Annotated in this window: 20 protein-coding genes; 14 read left to right on the top strand and 6 right to left on the bottom strand. The window is 70.1% G+C overall.

The annotated features are described in order from the left end of the window. Window positions 1-6 precede the first annotated feature (6 nt). The 4 genes from AMK34_RS09125 to AMK34_RS09110 are packed head-to-tail and all read left to right on the top strand — an operon-like array spanning window position 7 to window position 3,693. Window positions 7-1,161: a CaiB/BaiF CoA transferase family protein gene (locus AMK34_RS09125; RefSeq protein ID WP_073844285.1), complete on the top strand. Its 1,155-nt coding sequence runs from the start codon at window positions 7-9 to the stop codon at window positions 1,159-1,161. Then, on the top strand, window positions 1,158-1,946 hold the full coding sequence (locus tag AMK34_RS09120) for a mesaconyl-C4 CoA hydratase (RefSeq protein ID WP_073844283.1): 789 nt from the start codon (window positions 1,158-1,160) through the stop codon (window positions 1,944-1,946). The genes AMK34_RS09125 and AMK34_RS09120 overlap by 4 nt, the downstream gene beginning before the upstream one ends. Next, window positions 1,943-2,743 carry an HpcH/HpaI aldolase/citrate lyase family protein gene (locus tag AMK34_RS09115; protein ID WP_073844281.1) on the top strand — a complete coding sequence of 267 codons (801 nt, stop codon included), beginning with the start codon at window positions 1,943-1,945 and terminating at the stop codon, window positions 2,741-2,743. The genes AMK34_RS09120 and AMK34_RS09115 overlap by 4 nt, the downstream gene beginning before the upstream one ends. Window positions 2,744-2,748: 5 nt before the next feature. Beyond that, a complete protein-coding gene (locus AMK34_RS09110; RefSeq protein ID WP_073844714.1) occupies window positions 2,749-3,693 on the top strand; it encodes a helix-turn-helix transcriptional regulator in 945 nt (314 codons plus the stop codon). Window positions 3,694-3,792: 99 nt separating this feature from the next. On the opposite strand, the gene AMK34_RS09105 is transcribed toward AMK34_RS09110, so the two are convergent. Next, window positions 3,793-4,425, bottom strand: a complete 633-nt coding sequence (locus AMK34_RS09105; RefSeq protein WP_038511819.1) for a TetR/AcrR family transcriptional regulator — start codon at window positions 4,423-4,425, stop codon at window positions 3,793-3,795. Window positions 4,426-4,473: 48 nt separating this feature from the next. On the opposite strand from AMK34_RS09105, the gene AMK34_RS09100 reads away from it, so the two are divergent. The 3 genes from AMK34_RS09100 to AMK34_RS09090 are packed head-to-tail and all read left to right on the top strand — an operon-like array spanning window position 4,474 to window position 7,744. After that, on the top strand, window positions 4,474-5,421 hold the full coding sequence (locus tag AMK34_RS09100) for a patatin-like phospholipase family protein (protein ID WP_241832726.1): 948 nt from the start codon (window positions 4,474-4,476) through the stop codon (window positions 5,419-5,421). Next, entirely contained in the window at window positions 5,418-6,266 is an 849-nt protein-coding gene (locus AMK34_RS09095; RefSeq protein WP_073844277.1) for an SDR family oxidoreductase, read from the top strand. The genes AMK34_RS09100 and AMK34_RS09095 overlap by 4 nt, the downstream gene beginning before the upstream one ends. Then, on the top strand, window positions 6,263-7,744 hold the full coding sequence (locus tag AMK34_RS09090) for a flavin-containing monooxygenase (protein ID WP_073844275.1): 1,482 nt from the start codon (window positions 6,263-6,265) through the stop codon (window positions 7,742-7,744). The genes AMK34_RS09095 and AMK34_RS09090 overlap by 4 nt, the downstream gene beginning before the upstream one ends. A gap of 104 nt (window positions 7,745-7,848) precedes the next feature. Here AMK34_RS09090 and AMK34_RS09085 read toward each other — a convergent pair whose 3' ends face one another. Together AMK34_RS09085 and AMK34_RS09080 are read right to left on the bottom strand one after the other, a co-directional pair. Next, a complete protein-coding gene (locus tag AMK34_RS09085; RefSeq protein WP_072026539.1) occupies window positions 7,849-8,601 on the bottom strand; it encodes a hypothetical protein in 753 nt (250 codons plus the stop codon). A 4-nt stretch (window positions 8,602-8,605) separates the two neighbouring features. After that, complete coding sequence (locus AMK34_RS09080) at window positions 8,606-9,196, bottom strand: papain-like cysteine protease family protein (RefSeq protein ID WP_073844273.1); 591 nt, start codon at window positions 9,194-9,196, stop codon at window positions 8,606-8,608. A gap of 385 nt (window positions 9,197-9,581) precedes the next feature. On the opposite strand from AMK34_RS09080, the gene AMK34_RS09075 reads away from it, so the two are divergent. The 3 genes from AMK34_RS09075 to AMK34_RS09065 all read left to right on the top strand — a co-directional run bounded on the left by AMK34_RS09075 (window position 9,582) and on the right by AMK34_RS09065 (window position 15,579). After that, entirely contained in the window at window positions 9,582-12,395 is a 2,814-nt protein-coding gene (locus AMK34_RS09075; protein WP_241832725.1) for a LuxR C-terminal-related transcriptional regulator, read from the top strand. Between the two features lie 160 nt (window positions 12,396-12,555). Then, a complete protein-coding gene (locus tag AMK34_RS09070) occupies window positions 12,556-14,013 on the top strand; it encodes a S1 family serine peptidase (RefSeq protein ID WP_073844712.1) in 1,458 nt (485 codons plus the stop codon). 27 nt (window positions 14,014-14,040) lie between these two features. Further along, window positions 14,041-15,579, top strand: coding sequence for a S8 family serine peptidase (locus AMK34_RS09065; RefSeq protein WP_073844269.1), 1,539 nt, complete (start codon window positions 14,041-14,043; stop codon window positions 15,577-15,579). A gap of 2 nt (window positions 15,580-15,581) precedes the next feature. On the opposite strand, the gene AMK34_RS09060 is transcribed toward AMK34_RS09065, so the two are convergent. Both AMK34_RS09060 and AMK34_RS09055 read right to left on the bottom strand, forming a co-directional pair. Then, window positions 15,582-16,067 carry an HPP family protein gene (locus tag AMK34_RS09060; protein ID WP_073844267.1) on the bottom strand — a complete coding sequence of 162 codons (486 nt, stop codon included), beginning with the start codon at window positions 16,065-16,067 and terminating at the stop codon, window positions 15,582-15,584. Further along, window positions 16,064-16,576, bottom strand: coding sequence for a carboxymuconolactone decarboxylase family protein (locus AMK34_RS09055; protein WP_073844265.1), 513 nt, complete (start codon window positions 16,574-16,576; stop codon window positions 16,064-16,066). Before AMK34_RS09055 ends, AMK34_RS09060 begins: the two co-directional genes overlap by 4 nt. A 98-nt stretch (window positions 16,577-16,674) precedes the next feature. Between AMK34_RS09055 and AMK34_RS09050 the strand changes: the two genes are divergently transcribed. From AMK34_RS09050 to AMK34_RS09035, 4 genes are all read left to right on the top strand, one after another. Further along, complete coding sequence (locus tag AMK34_RS09050) at window positions 16,675-17,226, top strand: TetR/AcrR family transcriptional regulator (protein WP_073844263.1); 552 nt, start codon at window positions 16,675-16,677, stop codon at window positions 17,224-17,226. A gap of 598 nt (window positions 17,227-17,824) precedes the next feature. Continuing rightward, the gene (locus AMK34_RS09045) at window positions 17,825-18,523 is read left to right on the top strand and encodes a TetR/AcrR family transcriptional regulator (protein WP_073844260.1); all 699 of its coding nucleotides are present in this window, start codon (window positions 17,825-17,827) and stop codon (window positions 18,521-18,523) included. Continuing rightward, the gene (locus tag AMK34_RS09040; RefSeq protein ID WP_073844258.1) at window positions 18,523-21,045 is read left to right on the top strand and encodes an ABC transporter ATP-binding protein/permease; all 2,523 of its coding nucleotides are present in this window, start codon (window positions 18,523-18,525) and stop codon (window positions 21,043-21,045) included. Before AMK34_RS09045 ends, AMK34_RS09040 begins: the two co-directional genes overlap by 1 nt. Beyond that, window positions 21,042-22,745: an ABC transporter ATP-binding protein gene (locus AMK34_RS09035; RefSeq protein WP_073844710.1), complete on the top strand. Its 1,704-nt coding sequence runs from the start codon at window positions 21,042-21,044 to the stop codon at window positions 22,743-22,745. The genes AMK34_RS09040 and AMK34_RS09035 overlap by 4 nt, the downstream gene beginning before the upstream one ends. A gap of 112 nt (window positions 22,746-22,857) precedes the next feature. Here the strand turns inward: AMK34_RS09035 and AMK34_RS09030 are convergent, their stop codons facing one another. After that, entirely contained in the window at window positions 22,858-23,808 is a 951-nt protein-coding gene (locus tag AMK34_RS09030) for a hypothetical protein (protein WP_241832724.1), read from the bottom strand. Window positions 23,809-23,877: the final 69 nt, after the last annotated feature.

Below are 23,877 nucleotides of genomic sequence, written 5' to 3'. Positions count from 1 at the left end.
GGCTTCATGCGCCAACCACTCGAGGGAATCACCGTCGTCGCCTTGGAACAGGCCGTCGCCGCGCCCTTCGCCTCACGCCAGCTCGCCGACCTCGGCGCGCGCGTGATCAAGATCGAACGCCGCGGTGTCGGCGACTTCGCCCGCGACTACGACCGGACCGTGCACGGGCAGTCGAGCTACTTCGTCTGGCTCAACCGGGGCAAGGAAAGCGTCGAACTCGACATCAAGGATCCGGCGGACCGGGCGCTGCTCGGCGCGATGATCGGCCGGGCGGACGTCTTTCTGCAGAATCTCGCCCCCGGAGCGGCGGAACGGCTCGACCTCGACGCCGCGACGTTGCGCGCGGAACGCCCGGAACTCGTCCACTGTTCGATCTCGGGCTACGGTCCGGAAGGCCCATATCGGACGAAGAAGGCCTACGATCTCTTGGTGCAGTGCGAAACCGGTCTCGTGACGTCCACCGGAACGCCGGAGACCCCGGCCAAGGCGGGGATCTCGATCGCCGACATCGCCACCGGGATGTACGCCTACAGCGGCATCCTCACCGCGCTGTACGAGCGCGAGCGCACCGGCGAGGGGGCGAGCCTGCACGTCGCGATGCTCGATTCGCTCGGCGAATGGATGAGCCAGCCCGCCTATTTCTCCCGCTACGGCCAGGAACCGCCTAGGCGCACGGCGGCGGCGCATCCGTCGATCTCGCCGTACGGGCCGTTCCGCACCGGTGACGACCAGGTCTTCCTGAGTGTCCAAAGTGAACGGGAGTGGGTCGTTCTCTGCCGGGATGTCTTGGCGCATCCCGAACTCGCCGGAGATCCGCGGTTCCGGACCAACGACGATCGAGTCCGCAACGACGGCGAGCTCACCGCGATCCTGGAAGAGACCTTCACCGGCCTGACCGCCGACGAGGTCGGAGATCTGCTGGAGCGGGCCGGGATCGCCAACGCCCGGTTGCGGACGCCCGAGCAGTTCACCCGGCATCCGCAACTGATCGCGCGGAACCGCTGGCGCGCGGTGGAAACCCCGGCGGGCCCGCTGGAGGCGCTGCTCCCGCCGGTCGAGGTCGACGGCCGCGAACCGGTCATGGGGCCGGTGCCCGCGCTGGGTGCGCACAACGAGTCGATCCGGGCCGAGTTCGGTGCCCGGCAGGAGGTACGAACGTGAAGGAAATCCTGCAGCCCGGCCCCGCGGAGGCGCTGGCCTCGCTGCTCGACGTCGACCTGCCGGATCTGGACCGCGACGGCCTGCCCCCGCTGTGGCACTGGTTCTACCTGCTGGATCGGCCCGCGCAGGCCGACCTGGGGCCGGACGGCCATCCGGTCCGTGGCACGATCCCCGCGCCGCCGGAGCCGGGACGCCGCCGGATGTGGGCGGGCGGGCGAGTGCGGGCGCTCGGGCCGTTGCGGTGCGGGCTGCCCGCCGAGCGGCATACGGAAGTGCTTTCCACGACGGAAAAGCAGGGCCGCACCGGACGGCTGACCTTCGTCGTGACCGGCCACAGGATCGTCCAGAGTGGCGCGGTCGTGGTCGAGGAGGAGCAGGACATCGTCTACCGCGACGCCGCCTCCGGACAGGTCGAAGCGGCCATCGAGGAACCGGAAGTGCCGGCGGCCGAGGACGAATGGGCGATCGATGTCTCGCCGACTCTGCTGTTCCGCTTCTCGGCGCTGACCTACAACGCTCACCGCATCCATTACGACCGCGACTACGCCCGCGATGTCGAGGGTTATCCGGGGCTGCTCACGCACGGCCCGTTGCAGGCGCTCGCGATGGCCGAAGCCGCCAGGAAACAGGGGAGCACCGGCCGGCTGGCCTTCGACTACCGTCTCGTCTCGCCGCTGTTCGACCATCAGGGCATGATCGTCCGGGCCGACGAGGGCGGCACCGCCGTGCGCGATCGCCACGGACGGCGGACGGCGACCGGGACGATGCGGAGCCTCGGCCGATGAACGAAACCAGTGCGAAGACCTTCCTGTTCGTCCCCGGTCACCGGCCGGACCGCTTCGCCAAGGCCGCGGTCAGCGGCGCCGACGTCGTGATCCTCGATCTGGAGGACGCCGTCGCGCCCGAGCGGAAGGAGTCCGCCCGCGAACACGTCCGGGCGTGGCTGGACGAAGGTCATCAGGCGGTCGTCCGCATCAACGGCGCCGGAACCGCTTGGTACCACGAGGATGTCGCGAGTATCGGGCGCGCGCTCGCGGTGATGCTGCCCAAGGCCGAGGATCCCGCCGAGATCGATTCCCTCGCCGGGCGGCTGCCCGGGGTCCCGATCGTGCCGCTGGTGGAGACGGCGACCGGCATCGCGAACGCGGTGGCGGTCTGCGGCGCGGACGCGGTGGTGAGGCCCGCTTTCGGCAGTGTCGACCTGGCCGCGCAGCTCGGCGTCGATCACCGGTCGCACGAGGCGTTGCGGTACGCGCGGTCCGCGCTCGTCGTCGCCGCGGCGGCCACCGGCCGGGCGGCCCCGATCGACGGCGTCACCACGGCGCTCGACGACGAAGCCGCGCTCATCGCCGACCTCGACCACGCCAGAACCCTCGGCTTCACCGGAAAACTCTGCGTGCACCCGCGTCAGGTCGCGGTCGCCGATCGTGGGCTGGCCCCGTCGGCGAGTGAGATCGAGTGGGCGAGGGGAGTGGCGGCGCTCGTGGGCGACGGTTCGGTGGCCGTGGCGGACGGTCAGATGATCGACAAGCCGGTCGAAGCCCGGGCCAGGGCGATCCTCGAACGCGCGGGTGAGGAGTGAGCGGCGTGCACGAACCGAAGGTGACGGAATTCGCGACCACCGATCCGGAACAGGCGTGTGCCCTGCTCGCCGAGGCGTACCGGGACAATCGCCTGCGGGTCCGCGGCAGCGTCGAAAGCTACCGTTTCGAGCACAACCGCTGTGATCTCGGCGATGTGCACTTCGACTTCCTGCACAACACGCTGACCACGGAGGTCGTCGTCCAGCCGTTGGGCAGGGTGGTGCTTTTGCGGGTGCTGGACGGTGAACAGGAGCTCGACGACGGGGTCAGCGACCGCAGGCTCGGTCCGGGGGACGTGTTCGTCGGTCCGCATCCCGACCGCGAGTACCGGACGGGGCTGCACGGCACGCGGCTGCAGATCACCGGGATCGACCTCTCGCTGTTCAGCGGAATCGACCCGGAACCTGTGGTGGAGCGGTTGTGCTACGAGCCGGTGAGCCCGGAGAAGGCCCGGCGATGGAGCCGGACGGTCGACTACATGACCGCCTTGTTCACCGATCCGGGCGTGGAGAACGGCCCGCTGGTACTCGGCGCGGCGGGCAGGCTGATGGCCGCCATGGCACTGGACACCTTCACCACGGGCCGGGGCGAAGAGCGCCCGATTGACCGGCGGGACGCCGTTCCGGACACAGTGCGCCGCGCGGTCGCCTTCCTGGAGGCGAATCCGGACCTCGACCTCGGCGTCGCCGATGTCGCTCGCGCCTGCCGGGTCTCGGTGCGGGCCCTGCAACTGGCGTTCCGGCGGCATCTGGACACCACGCCCATGGCCTACCTGCGCCGGATCCGGCTCGACCTGGCCAGAGCGGACCTCCGTGCCGCCGCGCCCGGCGACGGCACGACGGTGACGGGCGTCGCGGCGAAGTGGGGTTTCCTGCACGGCAGCCGGTTCAGCGCGCAGTACCGCGCGGCGTTCGGCGAACCGCCCAGCCACACCCTGCGGAATCCGTGAAGGTTCGTTTTCGTCGGTGCCGGTATGCGTTTCAGGCGCTAGACCCGGCTGTCCGGACCCTGTTCCATAAGCGTGGCACCAGTATCGCCCAGACCCCGCTTACTGGTGTGTCGCTATCCCGTCGTACATCACCCGGCGGACCGCCCGGCTCATCGCGACCTGCCGCTCCGGTGAAGGATCGCGCAGTTCGGACAGCACCGACGCGAGGATCATCCCGTTGATCGCGCGGGCGGTGGAGTCCACGTCCAGGTCCTCGTGTAGATACCCGAGGCGGACACCGTGGTGCAGATAGCCCGCGGTCAGCTCGGCGGCGGTCTCGTAGAAGTCCAGCACCCGCTCCCGCATCTCGGCGTCGATACCCGCCGCCTCGAGCAGGAGGAACCGGGCCATCCGCGGGTCGCTGCCGAAGATCCGGGCGAGCGCGTCGCCGATCCGCGCGCTCTGCTTGCGGTACTCGGCCAGGCTGTTGACCGCGTCCGGCGCGTTGTCCGCGGCCAGCGCGCCGACCACCTTCTCGACCAGGTCCGTGATGACGTGGTCGACGATGTCCCGCTTGTTCTGGAAGTACCGGTAGAAGGTGCCGTGCCCGATGCCCAGCCGGGCGGCGATGTCGGCGATGCCGGTCGCGTGGTAGCCCCGTTCGGCGAAGCAGTCGAACGCGGTCTCCACGATCTCGCGCCGTAGTTCCTGCTTCTTCCGTGCGGCCCTGCTGACCGGGATCTCCGTCGTCATTCCGCCAGCTTATTGCCTGACGCGTTCAAATGACATACCGTTCCGGAAATGACACGTCATTCCGCGAGGGCGCTGGTGCTCGGTTGCGGCGGGACCTTGGGGTTCGCCTGGACGGCCGCGGTCCTCGACGCGCTGCACGCCGAGGCCGGCTGGGATCCGCGAGAGGCGGACATCCTGGTCGGGACGTCGGCGGGGGCCGAAGCGGTGGCCATGCTCGGGGCGGGCATCCCGGCGAAAGCGATCCTCGACGCGGTGGCGGGCGCGCCCGGTGGCGACGCCGTCGTCGCCGCGCACGTCCGGCGGGTGCCGGACCGGCTTCCGCCGGTGCCGTCCCCGCGCTGGCCGGCGGCCGGATTGGTCCGGGCCGCGCTGCGCCGGGACGTCGACACGCTCGCCGGTCTCGCGGGTCTTCTGCCCCGGGGACGCGGTGATGCGACTTGGCTTCGCGAGCTCGGGGACGCGCTTGCACCCGGCGGCTGGGTCCCGCATCCCGCGACCTGGCTGATGGCCGCGGACCTGACGGGGAAGCGGATCGCGCTCGGTTCCCCGGACGCACCACCCGCCCGGCTCGGTGAGGCGATCGCCGCGTCGTGGGCGATCCCCGGCTGGTTCCCACCGTCCGTTGTGGACGGACAGCCGCTGCTCGACGGCGGCACGATCTCGCCGACCTCGGCTGATCTCCTGCTCGGTCACGACGTCGGCGAGGTCGTGCTGATCGCACCGATGAGCAGCGAGGGCGGCGCACCGGCGCGTGGCGCGGCCCGGCTGGAACGGCTGCTGCGGACGGCGATGACCAGGCGGGTCGACGACGAGGCGCGACGGTTGCGCGCGGCCGGTGTCCGGGTGGTGCGGATCGAGCCGGGGCCCGCCGATCTCGCCGCCATGGGCGCGAACTTCATGGACGGACGGCGCCGGGAGCACGTGCTCGCCACGGCGTCGAGGACGGCGCCCGCCCTGGTCGCCGAAGCCTTCGAACGAGCAGGAGTACGCGCATGACCAAGTACCCGCATCTCGACCTCACTCGCGCGCACGTGGCGATCACCGGCGCGGGGCAGGGCATCGGCCGCGCGACCGCGGAACGCATGGCCGCCCTCGGCGCCCGCGTGTCCATCGGCGACCTCGACCTCGAAGCCGCGAAACGGACCGCCGCCGACATCGGCGGTACCGCGCATCATCTGGACGTCGCCGATCCGGCGTCGTTCGCCGCTTTCCTCGGCGAGGCCGAACAGGCGAACGGACCGCTCGCGGTGCTCGTCAACAACGCCGGGATCATGCCGAACGGCGGCTTCCTCGATCTCTCCGACGCGCTGAACCGGGCGACCATGGAGGTCAACGTCTTCGGCGTCGTCCACGGCATGCGGCTGGCGCTGCCCGGCATGCTGGAACGCGGGCGCGGCCACATCGTCAACGTCGCTTCGCTGGCCGGGAAGTTCCCGGTGAAAGGGCTGGCGATCTACAACGCCAGCAAGTTCGCCGTCGTCGGGCTGACCGCGGCGACCCGGCTGGAGTACGCGCCGCACGGCGTGAGCGTCTCGGCCGTGCTGCCGTCGGCGGTCGACACCGCGCTCGCGTCCGGGCTCGACATGCGGCCGATCCCCAAGGTGAAACCGGAGCGGATCGCCGACGCCGTGGTGGATTCCGTCCGCACACGGGCCGCGGAGATCGCCGTGCCCGGTTACGTCGGCGCGCTCGCGACCCTCGCGGCCGTGACCCCCGAACCGGCGCTCAACGCGTTCCGGCGGCTGATGCGGGACGACCGGGCGCTGCGCCCCGATTCACCCGAGCGGGACGGCTACCGCGCCCGCCTCGACCAGGACACCCACCGGGAGGAAAACGCATGACCACGCAGTACGACGCCGTCGTCGTGGGGGCCGGTTTCGGCGGGATGGGCGCGGCGATCCAGCTCAACCGGCTCGGCTACGACAACCTGCTCATCCTCGAACGCGAATCCGACCTCGGCGGCACCTGGCATGTGAACCGCTATCCCGGGCTGGCCGTCGACATCCCGTCGGCCACCTACTCGTACTCGTTCGAGCCGAATCCGCACTGGTCGCGGCTTTTCGCGCCGGGCGCGGAGCTGAAGCGGTACGCCGAGCACGTCGCGGACAAGTACCGGCTGCGGCGCTACATGCGTTTCGGCTCGGTGGTCACCGGCGCGGTCTGGGACGAGGCGGACGCGCACTGGAAGGTCTCGCTCGCCGACGGCGACCCGGTCACCGCCAAATACCTCCTCACCGCCACGGGATTCCTTTCCCAGCCTAAGAAACCCGACATCGCCGGGATCGACACGTTCGGCGGCAAGGTCATCCACACCACGGCCTGGGACGACGAGTACGACCTCGCGGGCAAACGGGTCGCGGTGATCGGCACGGGCGCGACCGCGGTCCAGCTGATCCCTGAGATCGCGAAGGTCGCGCGGGACCTCACCGTGTACCAGCGGACCCCGATCTGGGTGAGCCCCAAACTGGACTTCCCGGTGCCGAAGGCGGTCCGGCGCGCGTTCGCCGCGCTCCCGTTCACCCAGCGGGCCGCCCGGCTGACCGGGACCGCGCTGCTGGAGCTGATGATGGTCTCCGGTGTGCTGCACTACAAGCAGCTGCCGATGGCGAACCGGCTCGGCAAGCTGTGGTGCCAGGCGCATCTGCGCCGTCAGGTGCGGGATCCGGGGCTGCGCGCCGAACTGACGCCGCGTTATTCGTTCGGCTGCAAGCGCCCGACGTTCTCCAACGAGTACTACCCGGCCTTCACCAAGGACCACGTGCACCTGGAGACGACGTCGATCGCGAAGATCGACGAGAGCGGCATCGAGACCGCGGACGGACGGCGGCGGGACATCGACGTCCTGGTGCTGGCGACCGGATTCGACCTCTGGGAGGCGAACTTCCCGGCGATCGAGATCATCGGACGCGACGGCCGGGATCTCGGGAAGTGGTGGCGGGAGAACCGTTTCCAGGCCTACGAGGGTGTCGCGATCCCGAAGTTCCCCAACTTCATCTCGCTCAACAGCCCGTATTCCTACTCGGGACTGTCCTATTTCACCACCATCGAGACGCAGATGCGGCATATGGACCGGCTCTTCGGCGCGATGCGGCGGCGTGGCGCGACGGAGTTCGAGGTGACGCAGGAGGCGAACGATGCGTTCCTCGACCGGATGACCGAACGCCTCGGCGACTCGATCTTCACGCTCGGGAACTGCGCCCCGGCGAACAGCTACTACTTCAACCCGCACGGGGAGGCGACCCTGCTGCGGCCGTCGTCCACGTTGAACGCGATCAAGGAGGCGCAGAGCTTCCCCATCGAGGACTACACGTTCGCCTGACGGTGGGCTGAAAGCGTCCTTCACCGCATGCCACGCGGTGAAAGACGCTTTCCTTGCATCGCATGCGGTGAAAGCGTCCTTCAGCCCGCCCGCATACTTGGCGCTTACTGCTTGCGGAGCCGCAGCGTGACGGCCGTGCCCGCGGCGGCGAGGAAGACCGCGCCGAGCGCGTACGGCCACCACGGCACCTCGGTGTCGCCCACCGGGGCGGCACCGTAACCACCGGCGGCACCGGTGCGGTCGTACGTCGAGCCGGGCAGCTTGTCGCCGTAGCGGCTCTGCAGGGCTTCGCGGTAGGCGGCGAGCGACATCTTCTCGCCGGTCTTCGCCACCGACGAGCCGTCGAGGACGGTCACGGTGTCCCCGTCGACGGCGTACCAGGCACCCGCCTGAGGTTCGCTCAGGAGGTAGCCCTTGCCGACCTGCGCCGCGAGGCGCTTTTCGACGTCACCCGAGGCGACGTTGTAGACCGACCAGCCCGAGCCCTCACGCTGCGACCACACGGTCGCGGCGTCACCGTTGCCCAGGGTCGCCGGAGTGGCGACATAGGCGAGTTCGGCCGGGACGGTGGAGGTGCCGGCGATGAAGGCCGCGGTCGGCTGGTAGACCGCCACCGGTGTCCGCGGATCGGCCTTGGCGGTCTTGGCCGCGAGGGCCGTGTCCGCCTTGGCGGCGCCGGGGAACTGCGCCTTGGCGAGCCGCTGGGTGGTCGCGTCGCTGGTGACCACTGTGGACACCGCGGCGAGGTCGGCCGCGGTGGGCGCGCCACTGGGGGCGTCGGCCGCGGAGGACTGGCCGCCGAGCGCCAGCGACAGTCCGAGGGCGAGGATCGTGGCGCCGAGGAAGGTTCGCTTCATGGTTTCAGTCCTTGATCCCGTAGACGGTGTGGGTCCAGGTGAACGAGTTGTTGGACCGGTAGGCGTTGTAGCTCATCTGGTTGTAGCGGGGGCTGGAGCCCCACGGGTCGCCGTAGTACACCGTCGTCGCGCCGTTGGTGTTGTCGTAGCCGTAGAGCACGTGCATGTGGCCGCCGCCGTTGCGCCAGCCGATCCGGGTGCCGATCGGCTGCCGCGCGTCGACCTGGCTCTTGATCGAGGCGAAGCTCAGCGTCTGGCCCGAGGAGCTGTAGGTGCCGACGTTGCTGAACCCGAGCCAGCGGAACACGCGCTGCTGATCACTCAGGTAGCCCTGGTTGTTCGCGCAGTCCGAACCGGACTCGTTGTGCGCGACCTGGCAGAACTTCGTCTGGGTGAGGGAGTGGCCCCACCAGGCGGCGATCGTGTTGCCACTGGCGTCCCAGCACCAGTTGCTCTTCTCCTGGGCCTGCATCTTGATCGGGATCGTGGTGGCCGCCGTGATGGCGGGTGCCGCGGTGGCGGGCGCCTGCAGGGCGACCAGCGCGGCGACACCGGCGCAGGCCGTGGCCAGCCCGCGCCTGAGCGAGGTCTTCACCGTCGGAACACTCCTAACTGGATGGTCGAACGCGAAGCAAGCGCGGCGGGCCGCCCGTAAGGGACAGGTGGGGACTTCGGCTACCCGACTGGGTGGCCGACCGGCGCGTGCGGGGGAGTTGCGCTGTGGCGAGGTAACAGAGGGGCACTGCGAACAGTCTGAGATTCACCCTCTGGTGGTCTCATGGCAAGGCTCGCGGCAATACCTAAGGGTCCGTATTGCCGATGCGGGCGTCGGTGTCACCGCAGGTCGTCGTCGCCCGATCGAGTTAACAGTGCGGTGGAGTCGTGACTCCGGTGGTGTGGACCAGCGGAAAGCGCGCGGCTCGTGGTCACTGTTCGTGTTCCCGCCTTTCGGCGGGTGTCCTCTCGGTATGGTCCCGAGCATGCCGACGATCGGTACGGCACCGGTGTTCGTGGCCCGCGACGCCGAATTGGCCGAACTGGTGCGCGTCGCCTCACGCCCGCCGTCGGTCGCCGTCGTCGAGGGCGAACCGGGGGTGGGCCGGAGCCGGCTGCTCGAAGAACTGGCCGCCCATCCTGCACTCGCCTCACGCGTGATGTGGTCCGCCCGCTGCGGTTCGTTCTCCCGGCCTTGCCGTCTGGCGCCGTTGGTCGACGCGTTGCTCGGGAAGAGCGCCGTGGCCGCCGCCCACGCGGCGGGCTTCTCCCCGGTGACCGGTGTCCTGCGGCGGCTCGTTCCCGAATGGTCGCCGTGGCTGCCGGCGTTCCCGGAGAACGCGGACGCGGAGACCGTCCGGCAGCAGGAGTTCCGGGCCGTGCGGGAGGTGTTGACGGGCTGCGGTCCGGCGGTACTGGTACTCGACGACGTCCACTGCGCGGACGACGACACGTGGGAGTTCCTGCGCGGGCTCGCGGCTTCCCCGGCGGCGGCGCTGAGCGTGGTGGTCAGCGCGGGGACGTGCGGGCCGCGGCGATTCCCGCCGTTGCGTGAGACCGCCGCGCATCTCTCGCTCGCGGCGTTCACCGCCGTCCAGGTGCGGACGGTGCTGGACGCCTCTTTCGGCCGCTGCGCACCGGATTTCGCCGAAGCGGCGCACCGGCGGACGTCCGGGATCGCCGTCGACTTGACGGCGTTGGTCCAGAGTGTCGGAGACACGGCCGAAGCGCTTTCGGTGGACAGGCTCGCGTCGGCGACCGTGCCGCCGATCGTGCGGAGCCGGGTTTCCGGGCTGATGGCGGCGATCGGGCCCGCCGCTCGGGATGTCGTCCGCGCGGCCGCGGTGCTGGGATCGCCCGCCGGGGAGCCGGATCTGGGCGCGGTCGCGGCGTGCGCGGAGATCGAGGGCGCGGTCACCGAAGCGGTGGAAACGGGACTGCTGCGGGATCTCGGCCGAGGCCGCTATGTCTCGGGGAGCCCGCTGATCGCCGAAGCCGTCTACGCGCTGCTCCCCGGGCCTCAGCGCTGCGCGATGCACGGACGTGCCGCGGCCCGGCTCTCCGCGGACGCCGAACCCTTCGCGTCGCTCATCGCCCGTCACGCGCGGCTGGCGGGCGACATCGCCGCGTGGACACAGTGGACCGGCGTCGCGGTCGACAACGCCATCGAAGACGGCCGGACCGAGGAAGCGAGCCGTCTGCTCGAAGCGGCCCTGCGGGACACGGATCTGCCGCGCACCGCCCGCGAATCGTTCGCCGTCCGGCTCGGCAGGGAACTGCCGCGCAGTATCGCGCACGCCGGCACGGTGCGGCTGCTGCGGGAGATCCTGCGCGAATGGCCGCTGAGCAAGGCCGCGCGGGGTGAGATCCGGGTCCACCTCGGACAGGTGCTGATCAACCAGGTGGGCAAGGTCGAAGCGGGCAGGCTCGAAATCGAACTGGGCGCGGCCGACCTCGGCAGACGCCAGGCGCTGCTTGCCAGGGGGCTGGTCACCTTGGCGCTGCCGCATATCGGGACCGTCCCGGTCGAAGAGAACCTCCGCTGGCTCGACGAGGCCGAGCAGGTCAGCAAGGGGGAACACGACGCCGGGCTGCTCGCCGCGATCGCCGCCAACCGGCTTTCGGCACGGATGCAGGTCGCCGATCCCGAAGCCTGGCAGGACATCGCGGATCTGCCGCGGGCCCCGGAGTCGGCCGAGGTCTGCCGTCAAGTGGCCCGCACCTACATCAACCTGGCCGACGCGGTGGCGTGGAACGGGCACTATCCGGTCGCGCGGGCCTACCTCGCGACCGCGCGGCGGCTGATCCGCGACGACCATCAGCCCTATCTCGACGCGCTCGCCGACGGCACGGAGCTGCGGTTGGATCTGGCGATGGGGGAGTGGGCGAGCGTCGCGGAGAAGGCGCGCGCGATGCTGACGCGGGTCGACAAGGACGGTTCGCTGGCGGCCGAGCCGCTGCTGGTGCTCGGCTGGTACGAGTACGGGCAGCACCGGCCGACGGCGGCCCTGCGCAGTTTCGACGCGGCGTTCGCGCTGTCCGCGGGCAGTGTCCCGGTGCAGGCTTCGGCGTACGCGGGGAGGGTGGCCGTCCATCAGGCGGGCAAGGATCTGCAGGCCGCCCGGCGCCTGGCCGAATTCGGCCTGGAAACCGTGCGCCGCAAGAACAACTGGGTCTGGGCGGCCGAGCTGATGCCGTTCGCCGTGCGCACCATGCTCGGGCTGGGACAGCACGTCGAGGCGCGAGAGCTGCTCGCGGAGTACCGGCAGGGCATCGACGGCAAGGACGCGCCGGTCGCCAACGCGTCGGCGTTGTTGTGCCGGGGCATGCTCACGCAAGCGCGTGGCGAGACACTGGCCGCCGGTGAACTGCTACTGGGCGCCGCGCAGGCCTACAGTGCCTTGCCACTCCCGTATTTCGCCGCCTACGCCGACGAACTCGCCGCCGGATGTTTCTCCGAAGCCGGGGTGCGGGAGCGTGCCGTCGCTTCCTTCACCACCGCGGAGACGACGTACGCGAGCCTCGGCGCCGCCGTGGACGCGCTGCGCTGCCGACGTTCGCTGCGGCGCTGCGATCCGGAGATGCCCCGGCGCGGGCGCAAGGGTTACGGCGAAGCGTTGTCCCCGAGGGAGCTCGAAGTCGCCCGGCTCGCCGCCCAGAACCTGACGAACCGGGAGATCGGGGAGCGGCTGTTCCTTTCGCCGAGGACGGTCGAGATCCACGTGGGACGAGCACTGCGCAAATTGGGATTGCCTTCGCGTACCGTCCTGACCGCTGATCTGCTCAGCGACATTCCCTAAGGGCACGTATTCGTCGATTCGCTGGGTATCACGTGAGAAACCGCTGGTGAGAGGCGTTTTCTTTAAATAGTGGGGCGCGGTCCGTATTCCACTATTGTTCCGCTTCCGCCGTCGATCGATGGTTGTCGGGCAGTTCGCGATTTCCCGGAAAGGAAGCACCGTGAGCAGAAAACGGATCTTAGGCGTGGTCGCCCTGACCCTGGCCGCGCTGGCACCGGCGGCGGGTCTCGCCGGCGCGGAACCGGCCGGCACCCTTCGCGCAATCTCCCCGACCGACGCCGCGCCCATGCCGACGGGAGGCGTCCACGGCCAGAGCATCGGCGGCTCGCCCGCGTCGGTCAAGGACTACCCGTATGTCATCGCCGCCCTGCGGGAAGGCGGTTCGCGGCCGAAGGGCCAGAGCTGTTCCGGTTCCGTCATCGCGCCGCGGAAGGTCCTCGTCGCGGCCCACTGCAAGGAGCTGGCAGGCGAGAAGAGTGTCCTTTATGGACTCGACGACCTGAAGAGCGCGGGCGGTACCCAGCTGAAGGCCGTCGACTACAAGACACATCCCAAATTCACCCAGCCCTGGTACGGCTATGACGTCGCGGTGATCACCGTCGACGGTGACATCCCGGTGCCGCCCGGCGGCTACGCGAAGGTCGCCACGTCCGCCGACACCGGTCTGGAGACACCCGGCAAGGACGGGTTCAGCCTCGGCTACGGCAAGAAGGACATCAACGACTCCACCCAGGACGTCACGCTGCACAAGCTGACCCTGCCGATCGTGAACGCGAGCCAGTGCACCGGCGTGGAGAACGGCGTCGATCCGAAGACGATGATCTGCGCGGGCTACTCGGACGGCCGCAAGACCATCCTCCCCGGGGACAGCGGTGGCCCGTTCGTCGTCAACGGGAAGGTCACCGGCCTCGCTTCCTGGAGCCGTAGCGATTTCCGCTGGTACAGCGTCTACAGCAGGCTCAACAACGACATGGGTGACTGGGTCGCCGAACAGATCGGCGGCGAGCAGCCCGGTGACGCCTTCACGCTCGCGGCTTCGCCGTCGTCGGTGAAGGTCCTGCCGGGCAAGTACGTGTCGGCGAGCGTCACGAGCAAACCGGGCAAGAACGGCGCCGAGGACATCACGCTCTCCGCGTCCGGGCTGCCCGAGGGTGCCAAGGCCACCTTCCAGCCCGCGACGATCAAGGCGGGCGAGGTCGCCAAGCTGACCATCGAGACCGCCGCCGGAACTCCGGAAAAGGCCTATCAGGTCACGATTTCCGGGAAGGGGACCACCGACACGGCCACCGCGGGGCTTTCGCTCACCGTCGGCGCGGGCGAACCTCCCGCCGGTGATTTGAAGGTGACCGTGAACCCGTCCTCCGGGTCCGGCCGCGTGGGCACGCTCGTGAGCGCCACCGTCACCGCGACCGGCGGCACCGGTTCGATCACGTTCTCCGCCAGTGGTGCCGGGCTGCCGCTCAGCCCCATGTTCTGGCCGCAGAGCGTTTCGAGCGGCGGCAGTTCGACCATGCAGGTCTTCGCGCCGTACAGCGCCGGCACGTACCCGGTCACGGTGACCGCGAAGGACAGCGGCGGCAAGACCGCGACCACCACGTACACCCTCACCGTCCAGTGACCTTCGCCGAAACAGAGGTGATTTCCCATGCGTGACAAGACGAAAACGCTACTGGCGCTCGGGCTGCTGAGCCCGCTGCTCGCACTCGGCGCCGGATCGGCCGTCGCCGCCGAAGCCGAAGGCACGGTGATCCCGGCCAAGGAGCACTACGGGGACCAGTACATCGTCGTCCTCCACGACGTCGCGGCTGCCGGACAGACGGCGTCCGCCGATCTCGCGAAACGATACGGCGGGGAGGTCCGTTCGGTCTGGACGGCGGCTCTCCGCGGGTTCTCGGCCAAGAGCATGACCGCGGCCGAGGCACGCAAACTGGCCGCGGACCCGTCGGTCAAGGCGGTGTACGAAGACGGCACCGCCCGCGGAACCGGCACTCAGCAGAACCCGACCTGGGGGCTGGACCGGGTCGACCAGAAGAGCCTTCCGCTCGACAAGGCCTACAACTACCCGAACGAGGGCTCGGGCGTCACCGCGTACGACCTCGACAGCGGTATCAACCCGTCGAACCCGGAGTACGAAGGCCGCGCCAGCCTCGGCAAGGACTTCATGGGCGGAGACGGCTCGGACTGCCATGGGCACGGCAGCCACACCGCGGGCACGATCGGCAGCAAGACCTACGGTGTCGCGAAGAAGGTCAAGATCGTCGGGCTGAAGGTGCTGGGCTGCAACAACTCCGGACCGGACTCGGGCATCATCGACGCCGTCGACTGGGTGACGGCCAACGCGAAGAAGCCCGCCGTGGCGAACATGAGCCTGACCATGGACGCCCCCGGTGTCGGGGACGACGCGGTGAAGGGGTCGATCGCGTCGGGCGTCGTGTACGGGGTGGCGGCGGGCAACGCCTCCACCGACGCGTGCAACACGAGCCCGGCACGGGTGCCCGAGGCGATCACGGTCAACGCCTCGGACTCCGCCGACAACCGGTCTTCGTTCTCCAACTACGGAAGCTGCACCGACATCTTCGCGCCCGGCTCGAACATCACGTCGCTGAGCCCGAGCAGCGGCGGGTCCGCGGTGATGAACGGGACCTCGATGGCGACGCCGCACGTCGTCGGCGCGGCCGCGCTCTACCTGTCGGCCAACCCGGGAGCCACGCCGCAACAGGTGCGGGACGCACTGGTGAACGGCGCGACCGCGGGTGTCATCAAGAACGCGGGCAGCGGTTCGCCGAACAAGCTGCTGAACGTGTCGTTCATCGGCAGCGGCGGCCCCGGCCCGAACTGCGGGGCGAAATCGAACACTACACCGGTGTCCATTCCGGACGCCGGGGCGGCCGTGACCAGTTCCGTGACCCAGGAAGGCTGTGACGGCAAGGCTTCCGCGTCGTTGTCGGTCAAGGTGGACGTTTCGCACACCTACAGCGCCGACCTCGTGCTCGACCTGATCGGGCCGAGCGGCAAGGCCTACCGCCTCAAGAACTCGGGCGGTGTCGGCTCGGCCGAGGGTGTCCACCAGACCTTCACCGTCGACGCCTCCGGTGAAACGGCCAACGGCACCTGGAAGCTGAGCGCTCAGGACGTCTACCGGTTCGACGCCGGCAGCATCGACGGGTTCACCGTTACGTTCTGAAGTCACTGAGACTCGCCGGCAGGGGCGGGGAGGGAACCATCGGCGGGGTCGCTTTCGGCGGCCCCGCCGATGTCGCGGCTGAACCTGGTGTGCAGGAGCAACGCGACGGCCAGTGTGGCCGCCGCACCGATCAGGAACACGCCGGTGGGCCACGGCTGCAGGACCATCAGGCAGCCGGAGGCGACGGCGGGCGGATGCACCACCCGGAAGAGCAGCATGGCGCCGAATCCGGCGGCCGCCGCGACCGCGACGGCCACCGGACCGGGCGGCAGCGCGAACGCGGCGAGGACCCCGGCCACCACGGCGAGCGCGTGGCCGCCGAAGACCGCGACCGGCCGGGCGGACGGGAGGGCCGGATTGGCCAGCACCAGGGCGAGACTGGCGGCGAGCGGTGCCGACGCCGCCGGCCCGACGCCGGAGCCCATTCCCGCGGCGGCCACCCCGCCCGCACCCGCCGCGGTCAGCAGGATCGGCGACGCGTGTCTCACCGGGACACCGCGGGGAAGTCGAGGTCGGGTTCGGCCACGTGGTTGAAGTAGTTGGACAGCACGTTGAGCGCGATATGCGCGACCACCTCGGCGACCTGCGCGTCGGTGACGCCGTCCGCGCGGGCCTCGGCCAGCCGCTCGTCGGGGACGCGGCCGCGGTGGGCCATGACGGCGTCCGCCAGCCGGAGCACCGCACGGGTGTGCGGGTCGGGGCTTTCCGCCTCGCGGGCCTTGTCCAGTTCGTCGGCGGGGATGCGCATCTTCTCGCCGCGGAAGGTGTGCGCGGCGAGGCAGTAGCCGCATTCGTTGCGCTGTGCGGTGAACAGCGCGAGCAACTCGCGCTCGCGCGCGGTCAGTTCGCCGCGCGTGAGGGCGTCGCGCAAGGTGAGGTAGCCGCTCAGCGCCGCCGGGCCGTTGGCCATCGCGGCATAGAGGTTGGGCACCCGGCCGAGCTGGGTGCGGACTTCGGTCAGCAACGGATGCTCGGTGAGCTGGGGGATGCGGGGCACGATCTCTCCAAACGGTACAGGTCTGTTCCAAGTTGGACGGTACAGATCTGTACCGTATGCGGTCAACCAATTCGGTACAGAGTGGTACTGTTTTGCCCGTGGGAACCCGAGCGCGCGAGCGGCTGCTGAGCACGGCCGAAGAGCTGTTCTACGCCGAAGGCATCCGCGCGGTCGGCATCGATCGCATCCTGGAGGAGTCCGGCGTCGGCAAGGCGTCGCTCTATCGGCATTTCCCGAGCAAGGACGCGCTGGTCGAAGCGGTGCTGCGGGAGCGGGACCGCACCTGGCGGCACTGGCTCTCCAGCACTGTCGACGGCTACCGTCTCGCTCCGGAGGACCGGATCCTGGCGGTCTTCGACGCCCTCTTCGAACGCTTCTCCCGCAAGGACTTCCGCGGCTGCGCCTTCATCAACACCATGGTGGAGACGGCGGATCCGGCGAGCCCCGTGCACGCCGTCGCGGCCGAGCACAAGGCGGCGCTGACCGAGTACCTGGCCGGTCTGCTCGCCGACGCGGGGCGGGCTGAGGTGGGGGAACTTGCCGCGCAGCTCGTTTTGATCGTGGATGGCGCGATCGTGACCGCGGTGCGCGAGAACGCGCCGGATGCGGCTGTTCGGGGTAAGGCGATCGCTGCCGCTTTGTTGCGCTGAGCGCTTGGTGGCTTTGCGGCCTCGGCTCGCGGGGGTTCCCAATGTCGCGTTTGGGTCGCTGAGTGTCTCTGATGCGACTTTGGGGACCCGGGTTGTGGGTAGGTCGCTGGTCGCGGGCCTGTTGTTGCCGGATTTCGGCGAGGTCGCGCTGGATGCGGCAGGTGATCGCCGCTGCCCTGCTGTGCTGTGCGCCCGCGGCGGTCTCGGCTTTAGGGTTTCCAATGTCGCATTTGGGTCGCTGAGTGTCTCTGATGCGACATTGGGAACCCGGGCCGTGAGTAGATCGCTGGCCCGCAGGCCTGATCTTGCCGAAATTCGGCGACACCGCACCGGACGCGCATAACGGATCCCCACCGGGCTGGGCAAGCCGCGGCTCAGTGCGCCCAATGTGGCATTGGGGCCGTCGAGTGTCCCCAATGCCACATTCGGGGCCTTGGTCGACGCAGTCCCGGTCTCGCCGAAATTCGGCGACACCGCGTCGCCGAGCCCGAGCATCCGCCGAACCACCCACTGCCCACTGCCCCCCACGTGAAGCCATCCTTGACATTAGGTAAGCCCACCCTTAGTTTCCCCCTATAACTTTCCCGGAGGGGGCGACATGCCGAACGTCGGTGGCCGCCCGGCCATGGTCGCGGTGGACGACATCGTGCGGGCCGGTCGCGAGCTCGGGATGCGCGGGCTCAGCGTCAAGGCGGTCGCGGTCCGGCTGGGGGTGACCGCGACCGCCCTCTATCGCCACGTCGAGAGCCGGTGGGGTCTGGAGCGGCTGGTCGGCGAGAGCATCCTGGCCGAGCTGCGGCTCCGGGACGATCCGCGGCACGACCTCGAACGACACCTGTTGTCCTTCGCGCTGCAGATGCGGGCCTTCATGCTGGAGCACCCGGGCCTCGCCGGTTATCTGCAACTGCTGTTCCCGCGCGGAGACGGCGGTCAGCGCTTGCTGAACATCGAGGTCGACGCCCTCGTCCGCCGGGGTTACGAGGCCGGCGCGGCGATCGTGCTCAGCGGCGCGGTCGCGTCGATGACCATCGCGATGACCGCGTCCGAGGAGAACAGCGCGGCCGCCGAGGAGGCCGACGGCGACGGGCTGGACCGCGAGCGGGAGGCGGTCCGCGACCGACTGTCCCGTGACGACCGGCTCGCCGAACCGTCCGCCGCGTTGCCGCAGGTGCCGCGGCCCGAATACGTGCGGCTGCTGTTGACCGCGTCGATCCGCGGGCTGGCCGGGTCCTGCCCGCCGGGCAGGCCGGTCGCCGAGATGGTGGCCGATCTGGCCGCCACGGGGGAGGGGTTGTGATGGCGCGCGGATTCCAGGGCGCGGTGATGCGCGGTTTCGGGGCCAGAGACCACGAAGCGACCGTCGTCGAGACGGAAGAGATCACGCCGAAATTCGTGCGGGTGCGGTTCGTTTCGCCGACGCTGTTCGAGGACGTCGTCGTGGAGCCGGCGGCCTGGCTCCGGTTCTGGTTCCCGGATCCGGAAGGCGGCACGACGGAGTTCCAGCGCGCGTACACGCTCACCGAGGCCGACCCGGAAGCCGGCACGTTCGCGATCGACGTCGTCCTGCACGAGCCCGCCGGTCCGGCGTCGCGTTGGCTGCGTGACGCCGGACCGGGCGCGAAGGTTCCGGTAATGTCACTGGGTTCCTCGTCCTTCTCGGTCCCCGCTGACCCTCCCGCCGGGTACCTGCTGATCGGTGACTCCGCCTCGATCCCGGCGATCAACGCGATCCTCGAGGTGATCCCGGCCGACCTCCCGATCGAGCTGTACCTCGAAGAGCACGACGAGACCGACAGGCTGATTCCGCTGGGCGGACACCCGCGGCTGACCGTGCACTGGGTGCCGCGCCTGGACGCGACGTCGCTGGCCGCGGCGATCGAGACGCGCGACTGGTCGGACTGGCAGGCGTGGATCGCGACGGAAGCCGGTTCGTTCAAACACCTGAAGACGCGCTTGCGTGAGGCGTTCGGCTTCCCCAAGTCCGAGGTGCACGGCCGCGCGTATTGGTACTACGGCCGGGCCATGGGTGCTTTCCGCGGAGAGAAGGAAGAACCGGCCGCCCAAGTCCCGAAGCCCGTCGCAGCGGCGCCGAAGGGGGCATGGCGGGCACAGGCGGCCGGACGGCTGCTCGCGCCGGTGCGGCGGACGCTGATCTTCGCCGGGATCCTGCAGGCCGTCGTGACGCTGATCGGCCTCGCTCCCTTCGTCCTGCTGGTGGAACTGGTCCGGCGGCTGCTCACGAACGGCGAATCGTTGTGGGCGCTCGGTGTCTCGGCGCTGGTCCTGCTCGGCGTCGGCACCCTCTTGGAGTCCGCGGTCGTTCTCTGGCTGCACGCGGCCGACGCGCGGTTCGCCCGCGACCTGCGTCGACGCCTGCTGAGTAAACTCGCGCGCTTGCCGCTGGGCTGGTTCACCGCGCGGGGTTCGGGCACGGTCGCGAAACTCGTGCAGGGCGACACGCTCTCACTCCACTACCTGGTCACGCACGCCGTCCCCGACGCGGTGGCGGCCGTCGTCGCGCCGGTCGCCGTGCTGGCGTACCTGTTCGCGGTGGACTGGCGGCTCGCCCTCGTCCTGCTCGTCCCGATTCTCGTCTACCTCGTCACCACGTCGATCATGGTCGTCCAATCGGGACCCAAGACCGGCCAGGCGATGCGCTGGGCCGAGCGGATGGCCGGCGAGGCGGGCGCGTATCTGGAAGGGCAGCCGGTGATCCGCGTGTTCGGCGGCGCCGCGGCTTCGTCGTTCCGGCGACGGCTCGACGAGTACCTCGGTTTCCTCGGCGACTGGCAGCGCCCGTTCACCGGCAAGAAGACCATGCTGGACTTCGCCACCCGGCCCGCCACCTTCCTGCTCCTGATCACCGGCATCGGCACGCCGATGGTGGTGGGCGGCGGGATGGAGCCGGTGACGCTGATCCCGTTCCTGGTGCTGGGCACCACTTTCGGCGCGCGGCTGCTGGGCATCGGTTACGGGCTCGGCGGCGTTCGCGAGGGAATGCTGGCCGCACGCCGGATCCAGGTCGTGCTCGACGAACCGGAACTGTCCACAGTGGAGCTGGCAGCCCGCGACGCCGTCGAGCCGGGCACCGTGGAACTGGACCGGGTGGGCTTCGCCTACCGCTCCGGCGTTCCCGTGCTGGAGAACGTTTCCCTGACCTTGCGTCCCGGCACGGTGACCGCGCTGGTCGGCCCGTCGGGAGCGGGGAAGTCGACGCTCGCCGCCCTCGTCGCGCGGTTCCACGACGTCACCGAGGGAGCGATCCGGGTCGGCGGCCGGGACGTCCGCGCGTTCGCCGCCGACGAACTCTACGGCCGCGTCGGATTCGTGCTCCAGGATCCGCAACTCGTCCAGGGGACCGTACGGGAGAACATCGCCCTCGCCGTTCCGGACGCCACCGAAGAGCAGGTCGTCGCCGCGGCCCGGGACGCGCAGATCCACGAGCGGATCCTCCGGCTGCCCCAGGGATACGACACCGTCCTCGGCGCCGGTTCCCAGCTGTCCGGCGGAGAACGCCAACGGGTGGCCATCGCCCGCGCGATCCTCGCCGACGCCCCTGTCCTCGTCCTCGACGAGGCGACCGCTTTCGCCGATCCCGAGTCGGAGTATCTCGTTCAGCAAGCACTCGACCGGCTCACCGCGGGCCGCACCGTCCTGGTCATCGCGCATCGCCTGCACACGATCACCGGCGCCGACCGCATCGTCGTCCTCGACCGCGGGCGGATCGCGGAAAGCGGTACCCACGAAGCACTTCTCGCCTCGGATGGGCGCTACGCCCGCTTGTGGCGGGCCGGTGCCGGTGCGGGGGTGACCGCGTGATCCGCACGTTGCTGGGCCTGATCCCCGGGACGAAACGCTCGGCCTTCCGGCGTTATGTCGTGCTCGCCGTGCTTTCGGTGCTCCTGCGTGCCGCCGGTGTCGTCCTGCTGGTGCCGTTGGTGGGTGCCTTGTTCGGCGCGGAGCCTTCGGACGCGCTGCCCTGGCTCGGCGCGCTCGCGGCCGTCACCGCGGCGGGCTGGGCGATCGACGCCGTCGTGGGGCGGCTCGGCTTCGAGCTCGGCTTCGGGGTGCTGGACCACGCCCAGCACGACGTCGCTGAGCGGCTGACGGACGTCCGGCTGTCCTGGTTGGACGGTGAACACATCCAGACCGCCCGGCAGGCCATCGCCGCCACCGGCCCCGACCTCGTCGGCCTGGTCGGCTACCTGCTCACCCCGCTCATCGGCGCGGTCCTCCTGCCGATCGCGATCGCGCTGGCCCTCCTGCCGATCTCCTGGCCGCTCGGTGTCGCCGCGCTGGCCGGGGTCCCGGTCCTGCTGGGCGCGCTGTGGGCGACCGGCCGGATCACCCGCCGCGCCGATCGGGCGACGGCGGAGGCGAACACCACGCTGACCGAACGGATCGTCGAGTTCGCCCGCACCCAGCAGACGTTGCGGGCCGCCCGTCGAGTCGAACCCGCGCGCAGTCACGCCGGCGCCGCGCTCACCGCGCACCACGGCGCGACCGTCCGGTTGCTCCGCCTGCAGATCCCGGGGCAGGTGCTCTTCGGCGTCGCCGGTCAACTGGCGCTGGTCCTGCTCGCGGGGACGACCGTCCTGCTCGCCACACGAGGCGAGCTGAGCGTGCCCGAGGCCGTCGCGCTGATCGTCGTGATCGCCCGGTACCTCGAACCGTTCACCGCGCTCGGGGATCTCGCACCCGGTATCGAGACCGCCACCACCACGCTCGGCCGCATCCGCACCGTCCTCACCGCGCCCGTGGTCCCGGCGGGGGAATCCACCGCACCGGCCGATGCACCGCAGATCCGGTTCGAGAAGGTCGGTTTCCGCTACTCGCCGGACACCGAGAACGTGCTGGAGGACTTCGACGTCACCCTGGAACCGGGGACGACGACCGCGATCGTCGGGCCGTCCGGCTCGGGCAAGAGCACCGTGCTCGCGCTGCTCGCGGGTCTGCACCGGCCCACGAGCGGTCGCGTGCTCGCCGACGGCACGGATGTCGCGGAATTCCGCCGGGACCTCGTCACCTTCGTCTTCCAGCAGCCGTATCTCTTCGAGGGATCGGTGCGGGACAACGTGCTCGCCGGGGATCCCACGGCGAGCGATGAGCGGGTCGCCGAGGTCGTCGGGCTCGCCAGGGTCGACGAGCTGCTGGAACACACGGCCGTCGGCGAGGCGGGCACCGCTCTCTCCGGCGGCGAGCGGCAGCGGGTGTCCATCGCCCGCGCGTTGCTCAAACCCGCGCCCGTGCTGCTCGTCGACGAGGCGACCAGCGCGCTGGACACCGAGAACGAGGACGCCGTGGTCCGCTCGCTCAGCGCCGACCCCGTGCCGAGGACACGGGTGATCGTCACCCATCGGATCGCCGGGATCCGGCACGCCGACCGGGTGCTCTTCCTCGAGGACGGCCGGATCGCGGAATCCGGCACGGTCGACGAACTCCTTGCGGCGCAAGGACGTTTCGCCGAGTTCTGGCGACGGCAGCTCGACGCCACCGGCTGGAGGATCACCGCGGGATGACCCACACCAAGGCGAGGGCTTCACCGGGCCGACGGTCGTGTTCGAAGCGGATCGCCGGGCGCCGCGCTCGCGCGGCTGGGCCTGCTCAAGGTCGTCTTCGTCCGCGAGATCCTCAGGCTGACGTGAGCGCCCGACGCAGGTCTTCGTAGGTCGGGGCGAGCGTCCGGAGGATCGCGGCGGCCCGTGCGTCGTCCTCGACGACGAGGTCGTACTGCAGGGAGCCGATCAGCCGCGCCTGGGTGGTGAGGACGGCGGCCGCGGCTTCGTGGCCGACCCGGCGCAGGCAGGTCGCGGCGTCGTTCGTCCGCCGGGCGCCGAGGCGCACCACGAAATTGACGAGCAGCCCACGCAGTTCCGGGTCGGGTCCTCCTTCGATCCGGGCGGCGAGCGCGAGGGCGGCGTCGCCGTTGCCCACCGTGCCGGGTGGGAGTCCGGTGTCCGTTTCACCGCTGAGCCGCCTGATCGCGCGGGGGAGGGCCGCGACGATCGCGGCTTCCTCCGAGACGACGGTGTGCCGTACGAAACGCGTCCGCATCGTGTGCGGTTTGCCGTAGGCGACGGTTTCGGCGAGCCAGGCGGCGGCGAAATCCGCCCGCGGGATCCGCGCGTACGGATATCCCTGCGGGTCGTGGGCGGTGACGGACTCGTCGTCCGCGGCGAGCGCGACCAGGAAATGGTCGGCGCCGATCGGGCCGGTCATTCCCGGCTGATGGCGCAGGTGCCCCATTTCGACCGGGCCCATCAGGACCGGTCCGTCGGAAAGGCTTTCGACGAGCCGGGCGAACGCTACGTCCGGATCCGGTTCGCTCGTCGTTTCCGCGCTCCAGCCGAGGGCGTCGAGCGCCTCGCCGATGCCGAGATCGGGATCCCAGCCGAAGGCGTCGAAAAACGGCAGCGTTCCGTCGACCAACTGCATGCCGAAGGGGCTGCCGGTCACGGTTTCGAGCACGTCGGGGCCGGGAGCTTCCGCGCCGAGCAGCATCGCGAGGGAATGGGTATAGCAATAGGGGCCGGAGCCACGATAAGGAATTTCGATCACGCGTTCGACGATGCCGGATTTCACGCCGAAACGCCACCCTCGCCTTTGTCCGTTGTGGACGGTGTTTCATCACCCGTCCGGGGGTTTCGGGGC

This window comes from Amycolatopsis sp. CB00013, assembly GCF_001905755.1.
Taxonomy (GTDB): domain Bacteria; phylum Actinomycetota; class Actinomycetes; order Mycobacteriales; family Pseudonocardiaceae; genus Amycolatopsis; species Amycolatopsis japonica.
The sequence above is the reverse complement of the archived record's forward strand: the minus strand, read 5'-3'. Positions and strand labels throughout refer to the sequence as shown.